This is a genomic window from Pedobacter sp. AC464, from assembly GCF_979253075.1.
This window is the reverse complement of record NZ_CEEDBV010000001.1, coordinates 1,642,035-1,665,673: the sequence shown is the minus strand read 5'-3', so window position 1 is coordinate 1,665,673 and position 23,639 is coordinate 1,642,035. Positions and strand designations below refer to the sequence as shown.

At 40.8% G+C, this 23,639-nt stretch carries 14 protein-coding genes; 13 read left to right on the top strand and 1 reads right to left on the bottom strand.

Annotated elements, in window-relative coordinates; genetic code table 11:
• Nucleotides 1-35 precede the first annotated feature (35 nt).
• The 13 genes from AC0IWT_RS07095 (at nucleotide 36) to AC0IWT_RS07035 (ending at nucleotide 22,696) form a co-directional block, all read left to right on the top strand.
• A complete protein-coding gene (locus AC0IWT_RS07095) occupies nucleotides 36-962 on the top strand; it encodes a glycoside hydrolase family 43 protein (RefSeq protein ID WP_471796604.1) in 927 nt (308 codons plus the stop codon).
• A 210-nt stretch (nucleotides 963-1,172) separates the two neighbouring features.
• Nucleotides 1,173-3,002 carry a six-hairpin glycosidase gene (locus AC0IWT_RS07090; RefSeq protein ID WP_471796603.1) on the top strand — a complete coding sequence of 610 codons (1,830 nt, stop codon included), beginning with the start codon at nucleotides 1,173-1,175 and terminating at the stop codon, nucleotides 3,000-3,002.
• Nucleotide 3,003: 1 nt separating this feature from the next.
• The gene (locus AC0IWT_RS07085; RefSeq protein ID WP_471796602.1) at nucleotides 3,004-4,602 is read left to right on the top strand and encodes a sialate O-acetylesterase; all 1,599 of its coding nucleotides are present in this window, start codon (nucleotides 3,004-3,006) and stop codon (nucleotides 4,600-4,602) included.
• Entirely contained in the window at nucleotides 4,602-7,376 is a 2,775-nt protein-coding gene (locus AC0IWT_RS07080; protein WP_471796601.1) for a glycoside hydrolase family 2 protein, read from the top strand. Before AC0IWT_RS07085 ends, AC0IWT_RS07080 begins: the two co-directional genes overlap by 1 nt.
• A gap of 200 nt (nucleotides 7,377-7,576) precedes the next feature.
• Nucleotides 7,577-10,318, top strand: coding sequence for an alpha-L-rhamnosidase (locus tag AC0IWT_RS07075; RefSeq protein ID WP_471796600.1), 2,742 nt, complete (start codon nucleotides 7,577-7,579; stop codon nucleotides 10,316-10,318).
• Between the two features lie 153 nt (nucleotides 10,319-10,471).
• Nucleotides 10,472-11,134: a DUF3826 domain-containing protein gene (locus AC0IWT_RS07070; RefSeq protein WP_471796599.1), complete on the top strand. Its 663-nt coding sequence runs from the start codon at nucleotides 10,472-10,474 to the stop codon at nucleotides 11,132-11,134.
• Between the two features lie 85 nt (nucleotides 11,135-11,219).
• Nucleotides 11,220-12,356, top strand: coding sequence for a sialidase family protein (locus AC0IWT_RS07065; RefSeq protein ID WP_471796598.1), 1,137 nt, complete (start codon nucleotides 11,220-11,222; stop codon nucleotides 12,354-12,356).
• Nucleotides 12,353-13,939, top strand: coding sequence for an acetylxylan esterase (locus AC0IWT_RS07060; RefSeq protein ID WP_471796597.1), 1,587 nt, complete (start codon nucleotides 12,353-12,355; stop codon nucleotides 13,937-13,939). Before AC0IWT_RS07065 ends, AC0IWT_RS07060 begins: the two co-directional genes overlap by 4 nt.
• 3 nt (nucleotides 13,940-13,942) lie before the next feature.
• Nucleotides 13,943-14,869 carry a sugar phosphate isomerase/epimerase family protein gene (locus AC0IWT_RS07055; RefSeq protein ID WP_471796596.1) on the top strand — a complete coding sequence of 309 codons (927 nt, stop codon included), beginning with the start codon at nucleotides 13,943-13,945 and terminating at the stop codon, nucleotides 14,867-14,869.
• Between the two features lie 9 nt (nucleotides 14,870-14,878).
• Nucleotides 14,879-17,473 carry an L-rhamnose mutarotase gene (locus tag AC0IWT_RS07050; RefSeq protein WP_471796595.1) on the top strand — a complete coding sequence of 865 codons (2,595 nt, stop codon included), beginning with the start codon at nucleotides 14,879-14,881 and terminating at the stop codon, nucleotides 17,471-17,473.
• A gap of 128 nt (nucleotides 17,474-17,601) precedes the next feature.
• Complete coding sequence (locus AC0IWT_RS07045) at nucleotides 17,602-18,687, top strand: Gfo/Idh/MocA family protein (protein ID WP_056871076.1); 1,086 nt, start codon at nucleotides 17,602-17,604, stop codon at nucleotides 18,685-18,687.
• 161 nt (nucleotides 18,688-18,848) lie between these two features.
• A complete protein-coding gene (locus AC0IWT_RS07040) occupies nucleotides 18,849-20,438 on the top strand; it encodes a sodium:solute symporter family transporter (RefSeq protein ID WP_471796594.1) in 1,590 nt (529 codons plus the stop codon).
• A 92-nt stretch (nucleotides 20,439-20,530) separates the two neighbouring features.
• Nucleotides 20,531-22,696: an alpha-L-rhamnosidase-related protein gene (locus AC0IWT_RS07035; protein ID WP_471796593.1), complete on the top strand. Its 2,166-nt coding sequence runs from the start codon at nucleotides 20,531-20,533 to the stop codon at nucleotides 22,694-22,696.
• Nucleotides 22,697-22,809: 113 nt separating this feature from the next.
• Here AC0IWT_RS07035 and AC0IWT_RS07030 read toward each other — a convergent pair whose 3' ends face one another.
• Nucleotides 22,810-23,583, bottom strand: a complete 774-nt coding sequence (locus tag AC0IWT_RS07030; RefSeq protein ID WP_471796592.1) for an IclR family transcriptional regulator — start codon at nucleotides 23,581-23,583, stop codon at nucleotides 22,810-22,812.
• Nucleotides 23,584-23,639 lie beyond the last annotated feature (56 nt).

Sequence of the window (23,639 nt, the reverse complement as noted above, 5' to 3'; positions counted from 1 at the left end):
AAGGTGGGGTCACAAAGTAATCTCTCTATAAACAGATGTTTAAAGCAAAATTTATATCGTCATTTCGGTTAGCCATTTTTGGCATGGCTTTGTGTGGATTAACTTCTTGCGCTAAACAAGCTTATTTATTTACCTCTTTCCATGAACCTGCAACTGAAGGATTACGGTTTTTGTACAGCTACGATGCTTACCATTGGACGGATTTGAATAAAACGTTTTTGAAACCTGAAATTGGTACCCAGAAAGTCTTACGCGACCCTTCAATTGTTCAAGGACCCGATGGAACTTTTCACTTAGTTTGGACCTGCAGCTGGAAAGGCGATAGAGGTTTCGGTTATGCAAGTTCTAAAGATTTAATTAACTGGACGACTCAGAAATTTCTTCCCGTTATGGAAACCGAACCCAAAACTGTAAATGTTTGGGCACCCGAGATTTTCTATGATGATGAAAAGCACGAATATGTGATTATTTGGGCATCGACCGTGCCTTTTCGCTTTGCAAAAGGAATTGAAGATGAAGATAATAACCATAGAATGTACAGCATCACCACGAAAGATTTTGTAACCTTTTCTGCACCAAAGTTATTCTTTGACCCTGACTTTAGTGTTATAGATGCCGTAATTGTGAAAAGAGCTGCGAAAGATTATATACTGGTATTGAAGGATAACACCCGCCCAAACCGAAATTTAAAAGTGGCTTTCTCGAAAGAGGTTTTAGGGCCTTATGAAAATGTTTCAGAAACTTTTAGTCCGAAGTTAACCGAAGGCCCAACTGTTGTAAAAGTTAAAAACGACTGGCTTATTTATTTCGATGCTTACGGACAAAAGATTTATTCGGCTTACAAAACATCAGATTTTAAGACATTTAACGATGTAACGGCAGAAGTTTCTGTGCCACAAGGACATAAACATGGTACGATTATAAAAGTAAAAAGAAAAGTGATTGAGAGATTGAAAAAGTAAACCTCACTGCGAGGCAAGGAGCAATCTCTTTTTAAGCCGGATTACATATAACGAAGACGGGGTACTAAGGCTTAGTTGCAAGGTGATTAATAGAATAGAAAAGAAGTGTCGTCATTTCGAGGTAAGAAGCAATCTTAAAGCGAAAGAAAGGAAACCCTTATTTGTAGGATTGCTTCGTACCTCGCAATGACGAAACGCATAAGAATAAAAATGAAAACATTTAAAATACTTGCTTTGACACTACTAACGTTTGCAATTACAAAATTGCATGCGCAAGATACGGTGCGTTACACGGGTAAAACGTTGGTTAATGCAGATTATCATCACGGGCAACTTTCGCCGGTAATGGGCGTTCACAGCATTCAAACGTTTAGGGCAAACAGGGAGCATCCGGAGCTGGCAGAAAATTTTGGCTGGACATACAACCACGCTCCGATGTTAGCCTACTGGAATGGTAAATTTTACATAGAATATCTAAGCGACAAGGTTGGTGAAAGTATTCCGCCGGGACAAACATTAGTTCAATCCTCAAAAGATGGTTATAGCTGGACTAAGCCTGATGTTGTTTTTCCGGTCTATAGAATTCCTGATGGGACAACCAAAGAGGGCAGAACAGATGTTGCCAAAGATTTAGATGCCGTAATGCATCAAAGAATGGGCTTTTACGTGTCCAGCAAAAATGTTTTCCTGGTTTTAGGCTTTTATGCCATCAGTTTTGATGCAAAAGACGACCCGAATGATGGTCATGGTATTGGAAGAGCGGTTCGCGAAATTCAGGCTGATGGAAAGTACGGCCCAATCTATTTTATTCATTACAATCCAGGCTACTCAGAAAAGAACGCCAGATATCCTTACTTCACTAAAAGCAAAAACGCAAACTTTATTCAGGCTTGTAACGAATTGCTTTCCAATAAGTTAATGACACAGCAATGGAATGAGGAAGCTGACAGAAAGGACCCTCTGATTACCTTGCAGAAGCAATATAAAGCGTTTAGTTATTATCATTTACCCGATGGAAGAGTTGTTGGCTTGTGGAAAAATGCGCTAACGGCTATCAGTACCGACAATGGAAAAAGCTGGCCAGAAAGTGCAGTTCGTGCTCCGGGTTTTGTAAATAGTAATGCAAAAATCTGGGGACAAAAAACAAGTGACGGGAGATTTGCAACAGTTTACAATCCTTCAGAATACAGGTGGCCACTGGCAATATCGACAAGCAAAAATGGCTTGGACTACACAAATTTGCTGCTGATTAATGGAGAAATTACACCAATGCGCTATGGCGGAAATTACAAATCTTATGGTCCGCAATATGTTCGGGGCATTGAAGAAGGAAATGGAAAACCTGCCGATGGTAAATTATGGGTAACTTATAGCATGAATAAAGAAGATATCTGGGTTTCTTCGGTTCCGGTGCCTGTTACCGACATCGCGACACAGCATGTAAATGATGACTTTGAAAAATTGCCAAAGGGCAAAGCGTTAGCAATGTGGAACATTTATAGTCCGCTTTGGGCGCCGGTAAGTGTCGAAAATGGTGCGCTGGTTTTAAAAGACAAAGATCCATTCGATTTTGCCAAAGCGGAAAGGTTATTTCCTGCCTCGAAAAAAGTAATCACATCATTTTCGGTTAGCCCAAAACAAAATGACTTTGGTTTGCTCGAGATTGAGCTGCAGGATGCAAAAGGAATGGCAACCGTACGTTTAACTTTTGATACCACCGGAACTTTAAGCGCAAAAGCGGGCGCCCGCTACAAAAATTTTATGAAATATGAAGCCGGAAAAGTTTACAACGTTAAACTGAAATTAGATGCGCACACCCGCTTTTACACAGTTAGCGTAAATGGGAAAGATGTACTAACCAGCTTAGCGTTTCAGCCGGTAGCTGATGTTTCCCGAATCGTTTTTCGCACTGGCGATGTTCGCCGCTTTCCTGATGTTGATACTGCTGCAGACCAAACCTACGACCTAAAAAACGCAGGAGAATACGAGAAAAAAGAGGCGGTATATTCCATTAAATATTTAAGAACGGAGGGATTTTAGGATGATTGATTTTTCTGGAAAAATATATTTTTCAACTCAGAAAACTGCGGTTTCTCCCGCAATTGAGCAATCTTTAAAGCTATTTAAAAGCATTTCTGGTTTTCGTAATACCCACATGGAAGTGGCGGAAAATAAGTCGTCATTTTGCATAAGTTCGGTGTCTTCGCCAAACGCAGGCAAAGCTCTTTTGCTGGTGTTATTTTTGCTGGTTTCACTTTCTGTAAATGCTAAAATACTTTTGCCCCAAATCTTATCTTCCAACATGGTTTTGCAGAGCGATAAACCAATCAATATCTGGGGTTTTGCATCTCCTGACGAAAATGTAAAAGTGGAGTTTGCCGGTCAGACAAAACAAACAAAAGCTGATAAAGATGGAAACTGGTCGGTTGTTCTAAATCCACTAAAAATATCGGCGAAACCGCAGTCGATGACAATTTCAGGCACCAATAAAATCAAATTAGACAATATTTTGGTGGGCGAAGTTTGGTTATGTTCAGGTCAATCCAACATGGAATATCAAATGCGTAAACTTGCGAAAATTCCTAAGCCGAAAAATGAACAATTAGGTTTTCCCGCGGATGAGGTGGAGCAAGCAAACAATAGCCAGATTAGAATTTTTCTGGTGAACCGAAAACAATTGGCAAAGCCAGATTCTATTCATAAAAGTTGGGCTGTTGCCGAAGATTCAGCGCTGCGGGCCTTTTCCGCTGTTGGTTATTTCTTCGGAAAAGAACTTCAAAAAAGATTAGGTGTCCCAGTTGGAATCATTTCTTCTTCCGTTTCCGGAAGCGCAATTGAGCCTTGGATTGCTCAGGAAGCTTTCAACCAGGAAAAATATTTTAATAACCAAAAAGTAAGTAACGACCCAGGTAAGTTTTATGTGCCCATGATCGAACCGCTTTCAAAATTCAAAGTCCGGGGTTTTTTGTGGTACCAGGGCGAAACCAACTGCTTTTTGAATGAAACGCTTAGCTACGCCTATAAAGTTAAAACCTTGATAAACCTTTGGCGAAAAGCCTGGGGCGAACAGCAATTGCCTTTCTACTATGTTCAAATAGCGCCTTACGATTACAGTAAGCAAAAAAGCGATAAAGTTGTACTTACACCAGATACAGAACCCAGTTTTTGGGAAGCGCAACAGCAGGTTTTACGCATACCATTTACCGGCATGATTTCAACATCAGATTTAAATGACAACGGCGCAGACTTGCACCCAACTTACAAATGGGAAGTAGGCAGAAGGTTAGCTTTGATGGCCCTTGGGAAAACTTATCAGCAAAAGATAAATTTTTCGGGCCCGATTTACAAAGCAGTTTCTTATAAAAACGGTAAAGCGCTGCTCGAATTCGATTACCTGAACTCAGCTAAGTCGTCTTCATTAACGGGTTTTACGATTGCCGGTCACGATGGCAAATTTGTAAATGCAGAGGCTTTTGTTCAGAATGATAGGGTTATCGTTTATTCAAAGGAAATTTCTGCCCCGGCTGCCGTGCGTTATAACTGGACAGAAAGCCCGGCAGGAAACTTCTACAGCAATGGCCTGCCTGCGCTACCTTTCAGAACTGATAATCCCCTAACCGCCAAGTTTAAAGTGAACTAATGAAAGCCAGATTGATACTTCTTTTTTTTTCGATAATGATGTTTGGCGCTGCAAATGCACAGCTTACGGAAAAAATGTACCTGTCAGGAACTGGAAACGACAACACCATTAATTGGGATTTTTTCTGCACAGCGGGCGCAAATTCGGGTAAATGGACAACCATTCCGGTACCGTCAAACTGGGAATTGCAGGGCTTTGGAAAGTACAATTATGGTTTTAATAAAGAAGAAAATAAAGGTAAAGAACAAGGGCTTTACAGGTTCAGGTTCGTGGTTCCGGCAAATTGGAAAGACAAGAAAATAAATATTGTTTTCGAGGGTTCGATGACGGATACTGAAGTTAAAATAAACGGAAAATCGGCGGGTGCAATTCACCAGGGTTCGTTTTACGTTTTTAAATACGATATTTCTAAAATCGTAAAAACGGGCAGCGATAATTTGCTCGAAGTTACGGTTTCAAAGCATTCTGCTAATCAATCGGTTAATGAAGCAGAGCGCAAAGCCGATTTCTGGATTTTTGGAGGCATTTTCAGGCCGGTTTATTTAGAAGCCGAGCCCCAAACGCATGTTAACCGGTTTCAGATTGATGCCAAAGCCGACGGTAGTTTTAATGCGCAATTGGTTTTTACCGGAGATGCTGATAAGGTGGAAGTGGAACTGTCTACAAAAGATGAAAAACGATTTGGAAGCAAATTTACAACCTCAATCAAAAAAGGTTCGCAAAAAATAATGTTGAACCATCAATTTTCGGATCCTAAACTATGGTCGTCAGAATTTCCGAATCTTTATGCCGCAACTTTTACCTTAATAAAAAACGGTAAGGAAGTTCATCGGCTTACAAAGCAAATTGGGTTTAGGACAATAGAGGTTAAGGAACGCGACGGGGTTTATGTTAATGGCGTAAAAATAAAATTCAAAGGCGTAAACCGACACTCTTTTTATCCTTCATCAGGCAGAACAACCAGTAAAAAAATCAGCATTGCCGATGTTGAACTTATGAAAGAAATGAACATGAATGCCGTTCGTATGTCGCACTATCCGCCTGACGGGCACTTTTTAGATGTCTGCGATTCGCTCGGTTTATATGTTATGGACGAGTTGGCGGGCTGGCACGGAACCTACGATACGCCAACAGGTACAAAATTGATGAGGGAGATGATGGTGAATGATGAGAACCATCCATCAATTATTTTCTGGGCAAATGGAAATGAAGGTGGCCACAACCGTGAACTCGACCACCTTTTTGTTGAAGAAGACATTCAGAAACGGCCGGTTATTCATCCCTGGGAAGTTTTTAATGGTTTCGAAACCACCCACTATCGCGAATATAATTATGGGATTGGTAGTTACGACCATGGTCACAACATTTTAATGCCGACCGAATTTTTGCATGGCATGTGGGATGGTGGTCATGGTGCGGGCATAGAAGATTATTGGAATGCAATGTGGAATAACCCGCTTTCTGCAGGTGGTTTCTTGTGGGATTTTGCCGACCAGGCGGTAGTTCGTACTGATAAAAACCGCGAACTTGATACCGATGGAAACCATGGTCCTGATGGCATAGTTGGCCCATACCATGAGAAGGAAGGCAGTTTCTTCACAATTAAGGAAGTTTGGAGCCCTGTTTTTGTAGAGCATCGCGAAATGACTGCAGGGTTTGACGGATCCTTTTTGCTGGAAAACCGTTACGCCTTTACAAACGTCAATCAATGCTCTTTCGAATGGAAACTAAAAAAGCTCGGGGCGCAAAGAGATGGTGAATTTAAGGCCGGGAAGGCAAGTGCACCAAATATTAAGCCGTTCGAAAAGGGGAAATTACAAATCACTCTTCCTGCCGACTGGCGAACTTTTGACGCCTTTTACCTCACCATAAAAGATGTTTATGGCAAAGAATTATTTACCTGGAGTTTTCCAATTACTTTGCCTGCTACCGATGCACAAAAAATCGTATCAACAACGGGGAGTTCAAAAGTGGTTTTAAACGAAGACGCTCAAAGTTTCAGGGTTTCTGCAAATGGAATTGGTTTAACCTTTAATAAAACAACCGGTTTACTGCAACAAGCCAAAAATGCCAGTGGCATAATTCCATTTACAAACGGGCCCATTTTGCAGGAAGGTGTTAATAATTTCAAAAATTTTAGCGCTAAGATGGATGGCGAAAATCTGGTTATAGCGTCCAAATTTGATAAGAAAGAAAGCTGGAACACGTTAACCTGGACTGTTTATCCCTCGGGCTGGCTGAAAATGGAAGTTCGGTATTTTCCATCAGAATACTTTACCACTTTCGTGGGATTGAATTTCTCCTACCCCGAAAAGGATATCAAAAGTGTTAACTACAAAGGCAACGGCCCATATCGCGTTTGGAAAAATAGAATGAAAGGCACAGAATTCGGGATTTGGAAAAAGGATTACAACGACTCCGCTACCGGCGAACCTGCATGGCAATATCCCGAGTTTAAAGGCTATTACGCTAACATGTACTGGTGTGAGTTTACGGGTAAAAATCAATCGTTCAAAGTAGTAACGGACAGGGAGGATGTTTTCATGAGGTTGTTTACTCCCAGGAAATCAAAAGATACAGAGTATGATAACATCAGCCCAACTTTCCCTAACGGCGATATTTCCTTCATGAATGCAATTTCAGCAATTGGAACTAAAACCCAGAAACCAGAAACAACCGGCCCGATGGGTATGAAAAATATTTATTACGATTTTGATAAAGACCCAAGCAGGGCATTAAACATGACTTTGTATTTTGATTTTTCAATTAAATGAAACTGCCAAGGATAATGGGAGAGCGGTAAATATTTAAACGATAACGGAGAAAACTTCAATCAAATCACTCAGAAATTTATGAGTGGGTGGGCAAAGGAAGTTAAATTAATAGTTGCCCCTGGAAGTCAGCGACAATAATTGAAAGATAAGAAATTAAAAAAAAAGTGTTTCACTTAACCGGTTAATCACTGCGAAACGAAATGAACATAAAAATCTACATATTGATAATCAGCATTTGGCTGCTAACATTTACCAAGTTGGCGGCGCAGGTTTCCTTGCAAAATACCACCTGCGAAATGCTTGAAAATCCTTTAGGAATTGATGTTCAAAAACCGCGTTTTGGCTGGCAAATCAGCTCAGGCGAACGCAATGTTATGCAAACGGCCTATCAGGTATTGGTTTCATCATCTGCTGAAAAGCTAAATGCTGGTGAAGGTGATTTGTGGGACTCGAAAAAGGTAAGTTCTGCAGAATCTATTTATGTTAATTACAATGGTAAGGCGCTTAAGAGTAGATTGAAGGCTTATTGGAAAGTTAAAGTATGGACAACTGCCGGCGAGAGCGAATGGTGTAAAGTAAACTATTTTTCGATGGGTTTACTGTATTATAAAGACTGGCCTAAGGGTTGGATTGGGTTCGACAGGGCTTTCCCCTGGGATAACATCAAAACCGATTCCCGGCTTTCGGCACGTTATTTCAGAAAGGAATTTCAAACTACGAGAGCGGTTAAATCCGCTACAGCATCCATTATCGGCTTAGGTTTATATGAGCTTTTTATCAACGGTAAAAAAGTGGGGGAGGATGTATTGTCGCCATCGCCAACGGATTTCACAAAAAATGTAAAGTACAATACTTATGATGTTACCAGCTACATCCAAAATGGGAAAAACGCGATTGGTACAATTTTAGGTAATGGTCGGTTTTTCGCCATGCGCCAAAATGAAAAGCCTTATAAAATTAAAACCTTTGGTTTTCCAAAAATGCTGCTGAACGTAAACATTGTTTACACGGATGGAACAAGCACCAACATTGATACAGATGATAGTTGGAAGGGCACAACCGACGGACCAATCAGAGCCAACAATGAATATGATGGCGAAGAATATGATGCAAATAAAGAATTTACTGATTGGAATAAAAGTGGATTTGATGACAGCAAATGGGCAAAAGCCGAATTTGTTCAGGAACCTACAGGTGTAATAGAGGCCCAAATGAACGAAAATATGCGGGTGATGAAGACTTTGAAACCAGTCTCGGTTAGCAAGCTGTCAGGCGGTAGATACATCCTGGATATGGGGCAGAATATGGTAGGCTGGTTGCAAATTAAAGTGAGGGGTGTAAAAGGGAAGCAAATTAAGATGCGCTTTGCCGAATCGTTGCAAACCAATGGCGAACTTTTTACCGCCAACCTTCGTAATGCAAAATGTACCGATTTGTACACCTTGAAGGGTGCTGAAACTGAAACGTGGGAGCCTACTTTTGCTTACCGTGGCTTTAGATATGTGGAACTTTCCGGCTACGCTTACCAGCCATCACTAAATGATTTTGTTGGAAAAATGATTTATGATAATGTTAAAACCGTTGGAACGTTTGAAACATCGGATGAATTAACCAATCAGATTTTCAAAAATGCGTGGTGGGGAATTGCCGGAAGTTATAAAGGCATCCCGGTCGACTGTCCGCAACGCAACGAGCGCATGCCATGGCTGGGTGATAGAGGTGCGGTTGCTTATGGCGAAAGTTTCGTTTTTGACAATGGCAGGTTCTACACCAAGTGGTTGCAAGACATCAGAAATTCACAGAAGGAAGATGGTGCCATCCCCGATGTTGCGCCAGCTTTCTGGCGATATTACAGCGACAATATGACCTGGCCCGGTGCCATGCTTTTGGTAACGGAAATGGTTTACAAGCAAACCGGCGATGTTAATGCCGTTCGGGATAATTATCCGGCGATGAAAAAGTGGTTAGCTTACATGCAAGACCGCTATATGAAAGATTATATTTTAACCAAAGATAGCTACGGCGATTGGTGCATGCCACCCCTAACAATTGAAATTGGAAGAGGAAAAAGTGCCGATAAAAAGTATCCTTCAGAATTAATTTCAACGGCTTATTATTATCATTTTACGCAGTTGATGATGCAGTTTGCCAATGCAATTGGTAATGTGGAAGATGTTAAAAGCTATGAGTTGCTGGGCGATAAAATCAAAGATGCTTTCAACCAAAAATATTATAACGACGAAAAAGCTTATTATGCCTCCAATGCATTAACAGACAATATTATTCCGCTCTATTTTGGTTTGGTTCCAAAGGAAAAAGTTGAAAAAGTTTTTAAGAACATTACTTATACGGTCGAGGTAACAAACGGGGGCCATCTAAGTAATGGACTGGTAGGTATCCAATGGTTAATGCGTTGCTTAAACGATTACGGCAGGCCTGATTTGGCTTATTCCATCGCCACAAAAAAATCTTACCCAAGTTGGGGCTATATGGTTGAAAACGGTGCCACCACAATTTGGGAATTATGGAATGGAAACACTGCCGACCCAAAAATGAATTCGCAAAATCACGTCATGATGCTTGGCGATTTGCTAATCTGGTATTACGAAAATCTGGCCGGAATAAAGTCCGAATATGGTGCCTTTAAACAAATTATAATGAAGCCTGAAATGATAAACGGTTTAAATTCAGTAAATGCCAGCTACAATTCGGTTTATGGTTTAATCAAAAGCGCCTACAGTAAAACTGGAAAATCGTTTAACTGGAAGGTCACGATTCCGCCAAATACAAAGGCTTTAGCTTACGTTCCCGCACATAACAAAAATGAGATTTCAGAGAAACTAAAGTCAACTAAGGACATAAAATTTATAAAAATGGAAGATGACAGGGCGATTTTTGAGCTTGGTTCGGGAGATTACTCGTTCATTGTGGAAGCAAAGTAGTTTGAAAACGGTTGTTATTGCGATGGACGCAAAACCAAACTGAACATCTTTTTAACCTGTTTAAAAGATACCCGGCTTCAATCTGAATGAGGAAATAATTATCCTCCACAAAACGAAGCAAATTAAAATTTAGCTAACGATAATTAAAATACAATGATGAGAATATTTTTAACGCCACTGATGCTTCTCTTTTTAATGCTAACCACAGTAAATGTGTTCAGCCAGACTAAGGATGTCGGAGTTTCTGAAGAGATTCGAAATAAGGCAAAAGAATGGGTTTCTGCATTAAATCTGACAGATGCGGCGAAGAAAGCAGTGGTGGAAAATAGTATTGCGGTTCACTTAACCGCTGTAAGGGATTGGCATAACAGTCATCCGGCATCTACAGTTCCTGATGGAATAAATCCCGTTACGGGTAGCAAACTAAATGATTTGGATAAGCAAATCATTGCCGATTCTGCCATTCCCTCAAATGTTCACGCAGCTTTGATGGATGCCTTGAAACAGAATTTATCTCCGGAACAGGTTGAAATAATTTTAGATAAATACACCATTGGTAAAGTTGAGTTTACGATGAAAGGTTACAAATCAATCGTTCCTGATTTAACTGCTGATGAAGAAATGAAGATTTTAGGCTTTTTAAAAATTGCCAGGGAACAAGCAATCGATTTCAAAAACATGAAACAGATTTCGGCTATTTTCGAGATTTACAAAACTAAATCAGAACAAATGTTGAATAACAATGGCCGCAATTGGAGAGCGCTTTATAGTGCGTACACTAAAAAAATTAAAGAAGAAAAAGCAGCTAAGCAGTAACAGTAGCCTTTTTTGGCCATTTCGAGCAAGTGAAACCGGGGAATTTTCGAAGCGGATTTATTAGACAGTTGATTAATAAGATATTATGTTTAAACTAAAAATATACGTCACATTTATCGTTGTGTTTGCATTTGCCATCAACGCTAATGCGCAGGTAGAAAAGTGGCAAAATGGCGTTGTAACGCAAGAGTTCTTGTACGATAAGGCACCTTTTCCATCGTGTCATTCTGCAACAATTGCGGAAACGCCCACGGGCCTAGTGGCGTCTTTTTTCGGAGGCACAAAAGAACGCAATCCTGATGTAGAAATTTACATTAGTCGGCTTGTAAATGGCAAATGGTTATCCCCGGTTTCAGTAGCAGACGGAATTCAGCCAGCTGGAAAAAGATTACCGACATGGAATCCTGTGCTTTATCAGGTTCCAGGCGGAGACTTATTGCTTTTCTACAAAATTGGTCCTAAACCATCTGAATGGTGGGGCATGATGAAAACCTCAAAGGATGGCGGAATAAGCTGGTCTGAGGCTACAAAACTACCCGACGGCTACATCGGTCCGGTTAAAAATAAGCCTGTTTTGCTTAGTAATGGAAATCTGTTTGCGCCCTCAAGTAAAGAAGGCGACGGTTGGAAAATTCATTTTGAGGTTACAAAAGATAACGGTAAAACATGGCGTATGGTTGGGCCGCTCCCAGAAAACGGGATTAAGGCCATTCAGCCAAGCATTTTGCAGCATGGAAATGGAAAGCTTCAAATTTTAGCCAGAACAGCGAACAGAGCAGTTGTAGAATCATGGTCTGAAGATAATGGTGAAACCTGGTCGGCTTTAACTAAAACGTCATTGCCAAACAATAACTCCGGCACCGATGCTGTAACCATGAAAGACGGGCGACATGTTTTGGTTTACAACCATGTATTGCCACCAGGCGATTTAGCCAAAGGTGCGAGAACACCTTTAAACGTTTCTGTTTCGAGAGATGGAAAAAACTGGTATGCAGCAATAATATTAGAAGACTCTCCGATTAGTCAATATTCTTATCCGGCCGTAATCCAAACTGCTGATGGAATGCTTCATTTCATTTATACGTGGCGAAGGGAAAAAATTAAACACGTGGTTGTAGATCCCTCCAAGCTAAAATTGAAGAAAATAAAAAATGGTGTTTGGCCGCAGTTAAAAGGTTATAAAGCGCCTGTAATCACCGAAACAAAAAGCGAAGAGCCATGAGATTAGATACGTTTTCATTGATTAAGATGGTCGTTTCGACTGTAACGGATAAACTATTTGAAATGGTTTCAAAGGTTTTTTTGCTGCCGCTTCAAATAGCTGCAACATTTAAAAATTTTGTGCTCAGACAGTTTTTTTCGACATCATCCTACACTCTTTTGGACGCTGCACTGCGAAGAAATTCCAGAAAATTTACTTTGCTGATAGTTTTACTCGCTTTTTTCACAAATCTCGTAGCGCAAACCCAAAACACTGATAACCTCTACAAAAAACCGCTTGTTGATGTGCTGAAAGATATTCAAACCCGTTTCAAAATTCAGATTAAGTATTCAGATCCTCAGGTAAAAGATAAATGGGTAAACTATGCCGACTGGCGTTTTCGAGCAGATGTTGATGAAACGCTTGCCAACGTACTTACTCCTTTGGATATAAAAGTAAACAAAGAAAAACCCGGCGTTTACAAGCTAAAAGAGTACGAATATTACCGATGGGAAGTTGAGGATGGATGGGCTTATCTGGACAACTTAGCAACAAAATACCACGATAAAGCGAGCTGGGAGAAGCGCAAAGCCGAAATTAAACCTGAACTGTACAAGGCGCTAATGTTATCGCCTTTGCCTGCTAAAATAAATTCAAAACCAATTGTTACGGCGAAAAGAATTTTTGATGGTTATTCCGTCGAAAATATAGCTTTAGAAATTTTGCCTGGCGTTTGGATAAACGGTTCACTATACAAACCATTGAATGTAAAAGGCAAAATCCCACTTGTTTTAAGTCCAGACGGGCATTGGGAAAAGCAACGTTACCGGCCCGATTGTCAGATCCGCTGTGCAACAATTGCAAGAATGGGTGCAATGGCGTTCAGCTATGATTTATTTGCCTGGGGCGAATCGATGCTACAGTTTAAATATGAAGACCATCGCCGGAGTTTAGCGCAAACGGTTCAAACCCTTGGCGGAATTAGGATTTTGGATTATTTCTCCGCTTTAAAGGAAACGGATACAAGCAGGGTTGGAATCAGTGGCGGTTCTGGCGCCGGAAGCCATTCGATTTTAATGACTGCCATAGACGATAGAATAAAACTCAGTGCGCCGGTTGTTGCCATGTCATCATACTTTTATGGCGGCTGCCCCTGCGAAAGCGGGATGCCGATTCACCAATGCGGCGGCGGAACAGATAACGTCGAATTAGCAGCCATGGCTGCACCACGGCCACAATTATTGGTTTCGGACGGAGGCGATTGGACTGCACACACGCCTGCACATGATTTTCCTTATCTCCAGAAAATGTATGGTTTTTATGGCCTTGCCAACAAGGTAGAAAACGTACACCTGCCAGAAGAGAAACACGATTTTGGCATTAATAAACGAATTGCATTGTACGATTTTTTAATTAAAAACTTTAAGCTGAATGGAAATGCGGTTAAGAATAAATCAGGAAAATATGACGAAAGTAAAGTGACCATAGAACGGGAAAGCGCAATGTATGTTTTTGGTGAAAAAGGAGAAAGGTTGCCAAAAAATGCAGTGATGGGCTTTGAAAATTTGGAAAAGCTATTTCCATCAATGTCAAAAAAGTTATAGCCAATGGAGTACAAAAGGAGAACTTTTCTAGCCAATATCGCTTTGCTTTCGGGAGCGCTTATATTTCCCAATCAACTGCTTTTAGCAGCTGAGCAAAGGAATAGATATAAGGTCGCTGTAATCGATTTGATGATTTTGAAGCGCCAGAAAATCAGCGCTTTGCCTTTAGCTCGTGAGCTTGGCGCAGATGGTATCGAGATTGATATGGGCGGTTTAGGGGATAGACTAACCTTTGATAACAAACTTGCCGACCCTGAAATTAGGCGTGAATACCTTAACAAAGCGAAAGCGTTGAATTTGGAAATTTGCTCCCTTGCTATGACCGGTTTCTATGCACAATCTTTTGCTAAACGCCCAACTTATAAAAAGATGATTCAGGATTGTTTGGACACTGCAGAAGCTATGAATGTTAAGGTTGTCTTTCTTCCGCTGGGCGTTCAGGGAGATTTAGTGCAAAATCCACAGCTTCGGGAACCAATAATTGAGCGGTTAAAAGTGGCTGGGAAGATGGCATCAAGAGCCGGTGTTGTTATTGGTATCGAAACTTCTTTAGATGCCGCCGGCGAATTACAATTGTTGAAAGATGTTGGATCCGGCGCTGTTAAAAGCTATTTTAACTTTTCTAACGCCATTAAAAATGGCAGAGACTTACATCGGGAACTCAGGATTTTAGGCCGAAAAAATATTATCCAGATTCACGCAACGAATGAAGATGGAGTTTGGTTGCAAAACGACCCTAAAATTGATTTGAATAAAGTTAAAGAAACACTCGATGCAATGAACTGGAAAGGCTGGCTGGTTGTAGAAAGAAGCAGAGATGCACAGCAACCCACCAACGTGAAATATAATTTTGGGGCTAATACAAACTATCTTAAGTCTGTTTTTCAAGTCGATAATTCCTCATCTGGTAACACCAGGCAATCGTATTAAATTATGGGAATGGCGATAGCGAATAATTTGCAAAGCGAAAACAGCGTGAACAAGCTGTTGACTTCTTCGGTGTCCTCACGACTAAAGTCGGGAGAATTGAGGTGTTTTATAGTTCTTATCGTTATTCTGTTGCTCAGTTGTTTAGCTCTTAAAGCAAACGCAGTAGATATTTACGTTGCTGCAAATGGCTCTGATAAAAATTCGGGAACCAAAGAAAAGCCATTGGCAACATTACATCTGGCAATCAGAAAAGCAAGGGAGTTAAGGCGTTTAAACGATCCTTCGATAAAAGATGGCGTTAACATCGTCATAAATAAAGGCATTTATCAACTCCACGAGCCCATCGTGCTTCGTGCTGAAGACTCGGGAACGAAAGCGCATCCAACAGAGATTATTGCTAATGGTAAGGTCGTTTTAAGCGGTGGTACAAAAGTTGGCGGCTGGAAAAAATTTAATGGAATTCTTAAAAACCTTCCTGCAGCGGCTAAAGGGAAAATATGGGTGGCAAACATTCCGAACTTTGGCGGAAATGACTTACATTTTCGCCAACTTTGGGTGAACGGAATTAAAGCTTCGCGTGCAAAAAACTATAATGGTGATTCAATGGGAAGGATTTTATCCTGGAATAAGGAAAAGCAAACCTGCATAATTCCAGTTGGGAAGGGTTTAAATTTTAAGGATATTCAAGGTATGGAGATGCTCATTCACCAGTGGTGGGCAATTGCGAACCTCCGTGTTCAATCGGCCAAAGTGACTGGTAACAAATCCGAACTTTCGTTTATGCAACCCGAAAGCAGAATTCAATCTGAACACCCCTGGCCAGCGCCCTGGATTTCTGAGAAAACAGGTAACTCTGCCTTTTATTTATCCAATGCTATACAGTTTTTAGATGAGCCCGGCGAATGGTACGCTGATTTTAACAGTCATAAACTTTATTACTGGCCGAAAGCATCAGAGAATATGTTAAACGCTGATGTCGTTGTTCCTGCCCTTGAAACGCTGTTTAAAATTGAAGGAACAGCTGATAATCCGGTGTCATTCATTAACGTTAAAGGCATTTCCTTTGCGTATTCTACGTGGCTGAGGCCGTCGAAAGAAGGTCACGTGCCACATCAGGCAGGTATGTTCATGCTCGATGCATACAAGCTTCAAAAACCAGGCACACCAGATAAACCGAATCTGGAAAATCAGGCATGGGTTGGCCGTCCGGCTTCGGCTGTTGAGGTTACTTATGCGAGCAACACGTCTTTCCAGTCTTGCCGCTTTGTTCACCTTGCATCAACAGGTTTGGATTATAAAAAAGGCACTTCCAATAGTTTAATCCGTGGAAATTTGTTTAAAGATATTGGTGGCTCCGCAATTTTAATTGGCACTTTTTCTGATGAGGCGACCGAAGTTCACCTCCCTTACAACCCGTCGGATAAGCGGGAAATATCGACTGGCGATGGTATTGAAAACAATTTGATTACCGACGTTACGAACGAGGATTGGGGCGCAGTTGGTATTGGCGCTGGCTATGTTCGGGGCATAAAAATTGTGCATAACGAAATCAATAACGTTTCCTATTCAGGAATCAGCATGGGTTGGGGCTGGACTAAAAGCCAGAACGCGATGAAGGATAATACCATTTCCGCCAATAAAATTCATCATTACGGAAAACATATGTACGATGTTGCGGGAATTTACACGTTATCTGCCCAACCTGATTCGTATATCACCGAAAATGTGATTGATAGCATTTATAAAGCGCCGTTTGCACATCTTCCCGACCATTGGTTTTACCTGTATACCGATGAAGGGTCTTCGTATTTTACGATAAAAAACAATTGGACGCCAACAGAGAAATACCTTCAAAACGCCAACGGACCAGATAATTTGTGGATGCAAAACGGTCCGGCAGTGGCCCAGACTGTAAAACAGAATGCAGGTTTGAAGCCAGCTTTTCAATACCTTTTGAAGGAAAAATCGACCTATTCAAATCGAAGCATTAACCAGGCTGAAGAGAAGCCGGTGGTGTTTGAATTAATTTTCAAAAATGATGATTTACCGCCAAATAGGGCTTTAGAAGGCTTTGCGAAAGAAAATAACTTGCACTTCAGTTCTATTTACAAGTGGAATAATCGTTTGGTTATTTACACTTCTAGCTTAAAAGTAGAAAGTTTACAACAGACTTTGAAGCGGCTAAATGCTGTTGAAATTAAGCTATATGATAATTTGTTTTATGATTTCAACCGAGAAAAAAACTGTGGCGACAAGCCGGTTGCCGAGTGGGATAATATCATTCTATCTGCCAATTTGTTAGATGATGAAAAGATGCAGAATGAATATTTGAGTTACCATAAAACGCAGTTCGAAAAATGGCCCGAGGTTTCTAAAGGATTTTGTAATGCAGAATTTCAGCGTTTGGCAATTTTTAAAAAAGATAGGCAGCTCATGCTAGTCATTAGCATCCCAAAAGGTAAAAAACTAGATGATTTAAACCCCAAAACGACTTTGAATAATCCTAGAGTAGACGAATGGAATTCGATAATGAAAAAATATCAGCAGGGAATTGAAGGCACGAAACCCGATGAGGTTTGGGTGTTTTTTAAACCTGTTGAATGAACTTACTAGATAGCTATAGAGAGGCCAAAAGAAAATTATGAAGTGCAATGCGGCAAGGTTTCATTATGCAGTTGTAAGGACAATAACAATTACTACAAAATATAATAACGCTTAGAAAAAATATTACCATGTTAAGATTAGGGATTTTAGGTTTAGGAGAGGGCAGAAGTACAATTTCTGCATCCTTAGGAAGCAAAAAGTTTAAGCTCATCCAAATTTGCGATGCCAATAAAAAGCTTTGCGAAGCACGTGCCCTGGAGTTCGATTTCGAAAACTGGACGACAAACTACGAGGATATGTTAACCAGCGACAAAATCGATATGATAGCGATTTACACGCCAGATCATTTGCATTTCGAACATATTAAGTTGGCTCTTCAGCATGGAAAGCATGTTGTTTGTACTAAACCTTTTATCGATGATTTAGCACATGCGAACGAGTTACTGGAATTGGCAAAAAAATCCAGAAAGAAAATTTTTGTAGGCCAGAGTTCAAGATTTTTTGAACCTGCTATGCGGCAGAAAAAGGATTTTGATAAAGGCTTAATTGGCGATCTAATTACGATTGAAAGCCATTACCATGCAGACCACCGTTGGTTTTTGGAGAAAGGCTGGTCGTTAAAAGAATCATTTAAGTGGCTTTATGGTGGTTTGAGCCATCCTGTGGATTTCATCCGCTGGTATATGCCCGATATTGAAGAAGTAATGGGCTACGGCATGTTAAGCAGCAATGGTTTAAAGGCAGGGATAAAAAATGTAGATACCATGCACTTTATTTTCAAAGCAAAAGATGGCCGTATAGCCAGGGTGAGCGGCGCTTATACGGGTCCTACACAACCCGCAAGCAGAGACAGTGGTATGAGTTGCATTCTTCGCGGCACAGAGGGTGCCAGCCAGGCCGATTACCACGAACTGAGGTATTCAGTTACTACGAAAACGGGCGAGGAAAAAATTATTACCTGGGGAGATTCTACTTTAAAGCATTATTTCCGTTTTGAAGGACAAAGTCATCATGCCGGAGAATATCAGAACTATCTGGATTATTTCGCAGACAGCATTAACAACAAATTTACCGCTTACCCGGATTTAAAGGAAGGCATTGGTACAGTTGCACTATTGCAGGCTATGGATAAATCGATGGAAATTGGTTTGCCTGTAAAGATTGATGATATTTTGAAAGCCAATAACATTACGCGGGAATCTATCGGATTATAGTTTTTGTGATAACCCCTTAACGCACGGCAACACGAAAGTTGGCGCTATGTGCGAGCAATGGGAACCATAAAAAGGGTAAAATAAATTTTAAGCGGGCAATCGCAATCTTTTATCGTCAAAAGGAAATCCTGCCACACCACGAAATACTAACCAAATAATCAATGGGAAACATTGTAGAACGTTTAACAAATTTAGATTACTTCATAGTTGTAGCTTACCTCGTAATTTTGATGGTAATTGGCTACCGGGCAAGTTTCTCGAAGCGCAACACAGAGGGTGAAACCTTGTTTCTCGCTAATAAATCACTAAACTGGTCGAGTATAGGTTTTAATATGTGGGGCACCAATGTTGGGCCTTCTATGTTGCTTGCGTTTGCGAGTATTGGTTACACCACGGGCATTGTTGCCGTAAATTTCGATTGGTACGCATTTATTTTCCTGTTCTTGCTGGCGATTGTGTTCGCACCAAAATACCTGGCCGCGAAGGTGAGTACCATGCCCGAATTTATGGGCAACCGCTACGGCGATTCAACTCAAAATATCTTGGCGTGGTACGCTTTGGTAAAAATTTTAATCTCCTGGTTATCATTGGGACTGTTTGCCGGAGGGTTCTTGGTTCGCCAGATTTTAGGAATACCGATGTGGCAATCCGTAACCGTTCTGGTCGCATTTGCAGGCTTGTTTACATTTTTCGGGGGCTTAAAAGCCATTGCGAAGGTAAACGTTTTCCAGATGATTTTGCTCATTGCGGTTTCCCTCTCATTAATGCTATTGGGTTTAAATAAAGTTGGTGGCATCTCTGCCCTTTATGCAAAAACACCGCACCGCTTTTGGAACTTGATTCAACCTGCAAGCGACCCAAAATACCCGTGGTATGCCATTTTATTAGGTTATCCTGTTGCGGCTGTTGCCTTTTTCTGCACCGATCAATCAATGGTTCAATCCGTTTTGGGGGCTAAAAATTTAAAGCAGGGGCAGTTGGGCGTCAGTTTTATAGGCTGGCTCAAAATTCTTTCATTACCGCTATTTATTGGTACCGGCATTTTATGTTATGTTTTGTTTCCGGGTCTAAAAGACCCCAATGAAGCCTATATGACGATGGTTACTAATTTGTTTCCGCCGGGAATGAACGGTTTAGTCATCGTCGTTTTAATTGCTGTTCTAGTGGGAACAATCGGTTCATCTCTAAATTCCCTGAGCACCGTTTTTACGATGGATATTTACGTGAAGAAAATCAATCCGCAGGCAGGTAGTAAAGAAATAATCAAGGTTGGGAGATGGGCGGTTGTTGCCGGCTGTATTTTTGCAGTAGTTGTGGTACTGGCAATCGATAACATTAAAGGCCTAAATTTATTTGATGTCTTTCAATCTGTTTTAGGCTTCATTGCACCACCACTTTCTGTCGTATTCTTACTCACTGTTTTTTGGAAAAGAACTACAAGGAAAGCAGTCAATTTTACGCTTTCAATTGGTTCAATCATGAGTTTAGGTACCGGTGTAACCTATTTGTGGATTTTGCCACCAGATAAATACCTGTTCTGGCCACACTATTTAATGCTTTCGTTCTTCATTTTTGCAGGCTTGCTCATCATCGCAATGCTCATTTCTTTGTTAGATAAAAGTCCAAGCATTTACACGATTAACGAAGAACATCAATCCAATATTGAAAAACCAGACAAGAACGTGTGGATTTCCTGGATTGCGCTTGCTGCAGTTATGCTTGCACTATATATTTTCTTTAACAGACATTAACAAGAAAACACCACCTAGAAATGAAAAGGTGGCTGCAGAATTTATCCTGTTTTTTGCTGCTTCCATTTCTGCTCAAGGTTAAATTGATCGATATGAAAAATCTTAAAAAAGCTCTTTTACCCTTCCTTTTAGGCTGCATAATGCTCCCATGTTTTGCTCAGAAAGCATCATGGATTTGGTATCCCGGCGATTTCGATATTTATATGAGCAATGTTATGCAAAACCGGAGAACGGAGCGGGGTTCTTTCTTTCCGGTTTTCTGGAAAATGGATAGCCACTATGTTCTTGTCGATTTTCATAAAGAGTTTAACCTGACGCAAGCCGAAGAGGTAAAGCTCTTTGTAGAAGGAACTTACAACGTAAAAATCGACGGACAGGCAATTTCAGGGTTTCCAAAAAGCGTACAGGTTCCAGCCGGAAAACATAAGCTGAGCCTCAAAGTTTACAATCAAGCACACGTTCCGGCGATATTTGTTCAGGGAAAAAGCATCGTTTCAGACGAAACGTGGTTAACGACTTTTGAAGACAAGGAATGGATAGATGCCAGCGGTAAAACTTCTGATAAATCCGGAACAACCTTCGTTTCTGCTGGTTCATGGAATCTAAGCGACCCAACTAAATTGCCTTCGCAGTTTAAACTTCCTGTTGTTGCGCAATCTGCAGTAAGCAGGGAAAAAGCCGGCAATGGTTACGTTGCAGATTTTGGCAAAGAAACTTTCGGTTTCGTAAAAGTTCACGGTTTAAAAGGCAATGGAAGGCTAAGCCTGTATTATGGAGAATCGAAAGAAGAGGCTTTATCAACAGATAAATGTGAAACTTTGGATAACCTTGATGTAGATTTAGCTGAAAAAAAGGACTCGGTTATGCCGCTATCGAAGGCATTTCGTTATGTAAACTTCCAACCTGGAAATGGCATTTCTGCAGATTCTATTTCAATGCTTTACGAATATGCGCCAGTTACAGAACGCGGAAGTTTTAAGTCATCAGATGCCGAGCTCAACAAAATATACGATGTTTCCAAATACACCTTCCACTTAAACACGCGGGAATTTTTTATTGATGGCATTAAACGCGACCGTTGGGTTTGGAGCGGCGATGCTTATCAAAGTTATTTAATGAATTACTATTCGTTTTTTGATGCGGCGACAGTAAAACGAACGTTGCTCGCACAACGCGGAAAAGACCCGGTTACAGCCCACATCAATACCATTATGGATTATTCATTTTATTGGTTTTTAGGTATTTATGATTACTACAAGTTTACCGGAGATAAAAAATTTGTGCAGGATATCTATCCAAGAATGCAATCGCTTATGACCTACATCGACGGAAGAAGAAATAAAAATGGCTTACTGGAGTGGATGCCCGGCGACTGGATTTTCATCGATTGGGCTGATAAACTGAGCAAAGATGGAGAAGTAAGTTTTGAGCAGTTGCTTTACGCCAGAAGTTTAGAAACGATGGCTCTTTGTGCCAGCCTCGCAAATGATGCTCAAGGTGCCGTTAAATATAATGAGCGTGCTAAAGAATTGAAAAATAAGATTTTCGAAAGCTATTGGAATCAGCGTAAAAGTGCATTGGTGCACAGTAGAATAGATGATAAGCAAACTGAAAATGTTACCCGTTATGCGAATATGTTTGGGATTTTTTTCGATTATTTTACGCCTGAGCAAAAATTGGCGGTAAAGAAGAATGTGCTGTTGAACAATCAAATAGCCAAAATTACCACACCTTACATGCGTTTTTACGAGTTAGAGGCCTTATGCGCTATGGGTGAACAAGCTTATGTGCTAAACGAAATGAAAAACTATTGGGGTGGGATGTTGAAGCTTGGCGCTACCTCTTTTTGGGAAGAATACAACCCGGATAAGAAAGGAACCGAACATTTAGCCATGTACGGCCGGCCGTTTGGAAAAAGCCTTTGCCATGCCTGGGGCGCCAGTCCAATTTATCTGCTCGGAAAATATTATTTGGGTGTTGAACCGAGTTCGCCGGGTTATGAAACCTATACCATAACGCCAAATTTGGGTGGTTTAGCCTGGATGGAAGGTAAAGTGCCCACGCCAAACGGTGAGATTTCCATTTATTGCAGTAAAAAAGAAATTAAAGTTTATTCCCCATCCGGAACGGGAAAATTGAGAATTGCAAGCAAAACCAAACCTGTGGTAAAAGGTACCGATGTCAAAGAAATTTCGAAAGGTGTTTACGAAGTTACGATTGAGAAAGGAAGAGATTATAGCGTGGCATATTTGGAATAAATGACTGCCTTCCGTCATTGCGAGGCACGAAGCAATCCGAAAGCGATCGCTATTTCTTCAAACCTAAAGTTTTAAGACTTCTTCATGCCTCGCAAAGACGACATTAAAAAATTTTACACGCCAATCCTCTGCTCAATCTTTTTCACGCATTTATTAGCTTCGGCTAAAATAACATCATTCTCAATGGCTTTATCAGCATTTAAAGCATTCAACATCGAAATGGTTAAACAAGCGATAATTCCATTATTGCCACCAATCCCTATTGGAACAGAGATGTCGGTAACACCGGAAACGGAATCACTATTCTTAACGTATGCGCCCGATTTTTCTATTTCTTCCAGAGAAGCCAGAAAATCTTCCTGCTGGGTTTTTTGGTATTTTTTAAAAATGTTATTGTTCTTTAACGTCACGTTACGCTCGGCTTCGGGCATATATGCCAGTAAAACCTTTCCTGAGGCCGTTAAAGGCAACGGAAATAGGTTCCCTTCTTCGATAGATAACGCAATTGGCCCCGGACTCTTCGCATGTATAATTACCATAACCTGATTCATATACAAAATGCTCAAATGGCAAGATTGCCTGATGGTGTTTGCCAACTCTTCCAACGGGAACTGGGCGGCTTTACGTAACTCATCCATTGGCGAGTGCCTGTGCGATAGGTAAAAAAGCTTTAACGAAAGTCGGTATTTCCCAGATACCTCATCACGCAAAATGTAACCGCGACTCTCCAAACTCATTAACATGCGATAAATTTCGTTTGGCGTTTTCTCAATGCCAACGGCGATTTCCGTTTGAGACAAAGGAATTGATTGTGCTGATAAATATTCCAATATATCAAGCCCTTTATCCAGGGCAGGCGCTTGATATTTCGATTCCTTTTCGTTCATACAGGTTTAAAATTTGGTCGCGGCGTATTTTTTACAATCTCAAACATACAAAATGC

Bases quoted from the DNA above. Each gene is read 5' to 3' on its own strand.
- AC0IWT_RS07095 (WP_471796604.1), top strand. From the start codon at position 36: ATGTTTAAAGCAAAATTTATATCGTCATTTCGGTTAGCCATTTTTGGC.
- AC0IWT_RS07090 (WP_471796603.1), top strand. From the start codon at position 1,173: ATGAAAACATTTAAAATACTTGCTTTGACACTACTAACGTTTGCAATT.
- AC0IWT_RS07085 (WP_471796602.1), top strand. From the start codon at position 3,004: ATGATTGATTTTTCTGGAAAAATATATTTTTCAACTCAGAAAACTGCG.
- AC0IWT_RS07080 (WP_471796601.1), top strand. From the start codon at position 4,602: ATGAAAGCCAGATTGATACTTCTTTTTTTTTCGATAATGATGTTTGGC.
- AC0IWT_RS07075 (WP_471796600.1), top strand. From the start codon at position 7,577: ATGAACATAAAAATCTACATATTGATAATCAGCATTTGGCTGCTAACA.
- AC0IWT_RS07070 (WP_471796599.1), top strand. From the start codon at position 10,472: ATGATGAGAATATTTTTAACGCCACTGATGCTTCTCTTTTTAATGCTA.
- AC0IWT_RS07065 (WP_471796598.1), top strand. From the start codon at position 11,220: ATGTTTAAACTAAAAATATACGTCACATTTATCGTTGTGTTTGCATTT.
- AC0IWT_RS07060 (WP_471796597.1), top strand. From the start codon at position 12,353: ATGAGATTAGATACGTTTTCATTGATTAAGATGGTCGTTTCGACTGTA.
- AC0IWT_RS07055 (WP_471796596.1), top strand. From the start codon at position 13,943: ATGGAGTACAAAAGGAGAACTTTTCTAGCCAATATCGCTTTGCTTTCG.
- AC0IWT_RS07050 (WP_471796595.1), top strand. From the start codon at position 14,879: ATGGCGATAGCGAATAATTTGCAAAGCGAAAACAGCGTGAACAAGCTG.
- AC0IWT_RS07045 (WP_056871076.1), top strand. From the start codon at position 17,602: ATGTTAAGATTAGGGATTTTAGGTTTAGGAGAGGGCAGAAGTACAATT.
- AC0IWT_RS07040 (WP_471796594.1), top strand. From the start codon at position 18,849: ATGGGAAACATTGTAGAACGTTTAACAAATTTAGATTACTTCATAGTT.
- AC0IWT_RS07035 (WP_471796593.1), top strand. From the start codon at position 20,531: ATGAAAAATCTTAAAAAAGCTCTTTTACCCTTCCTTTTAGGCTGCATA.
- AC0IWT_RS07030 (WP_471796592.1), bottom strand. From the start codon at position 23,583: ATGAACGAAAAGGAATCGAAATATCAAGCGCCTGCCCTGGATAAAGGG.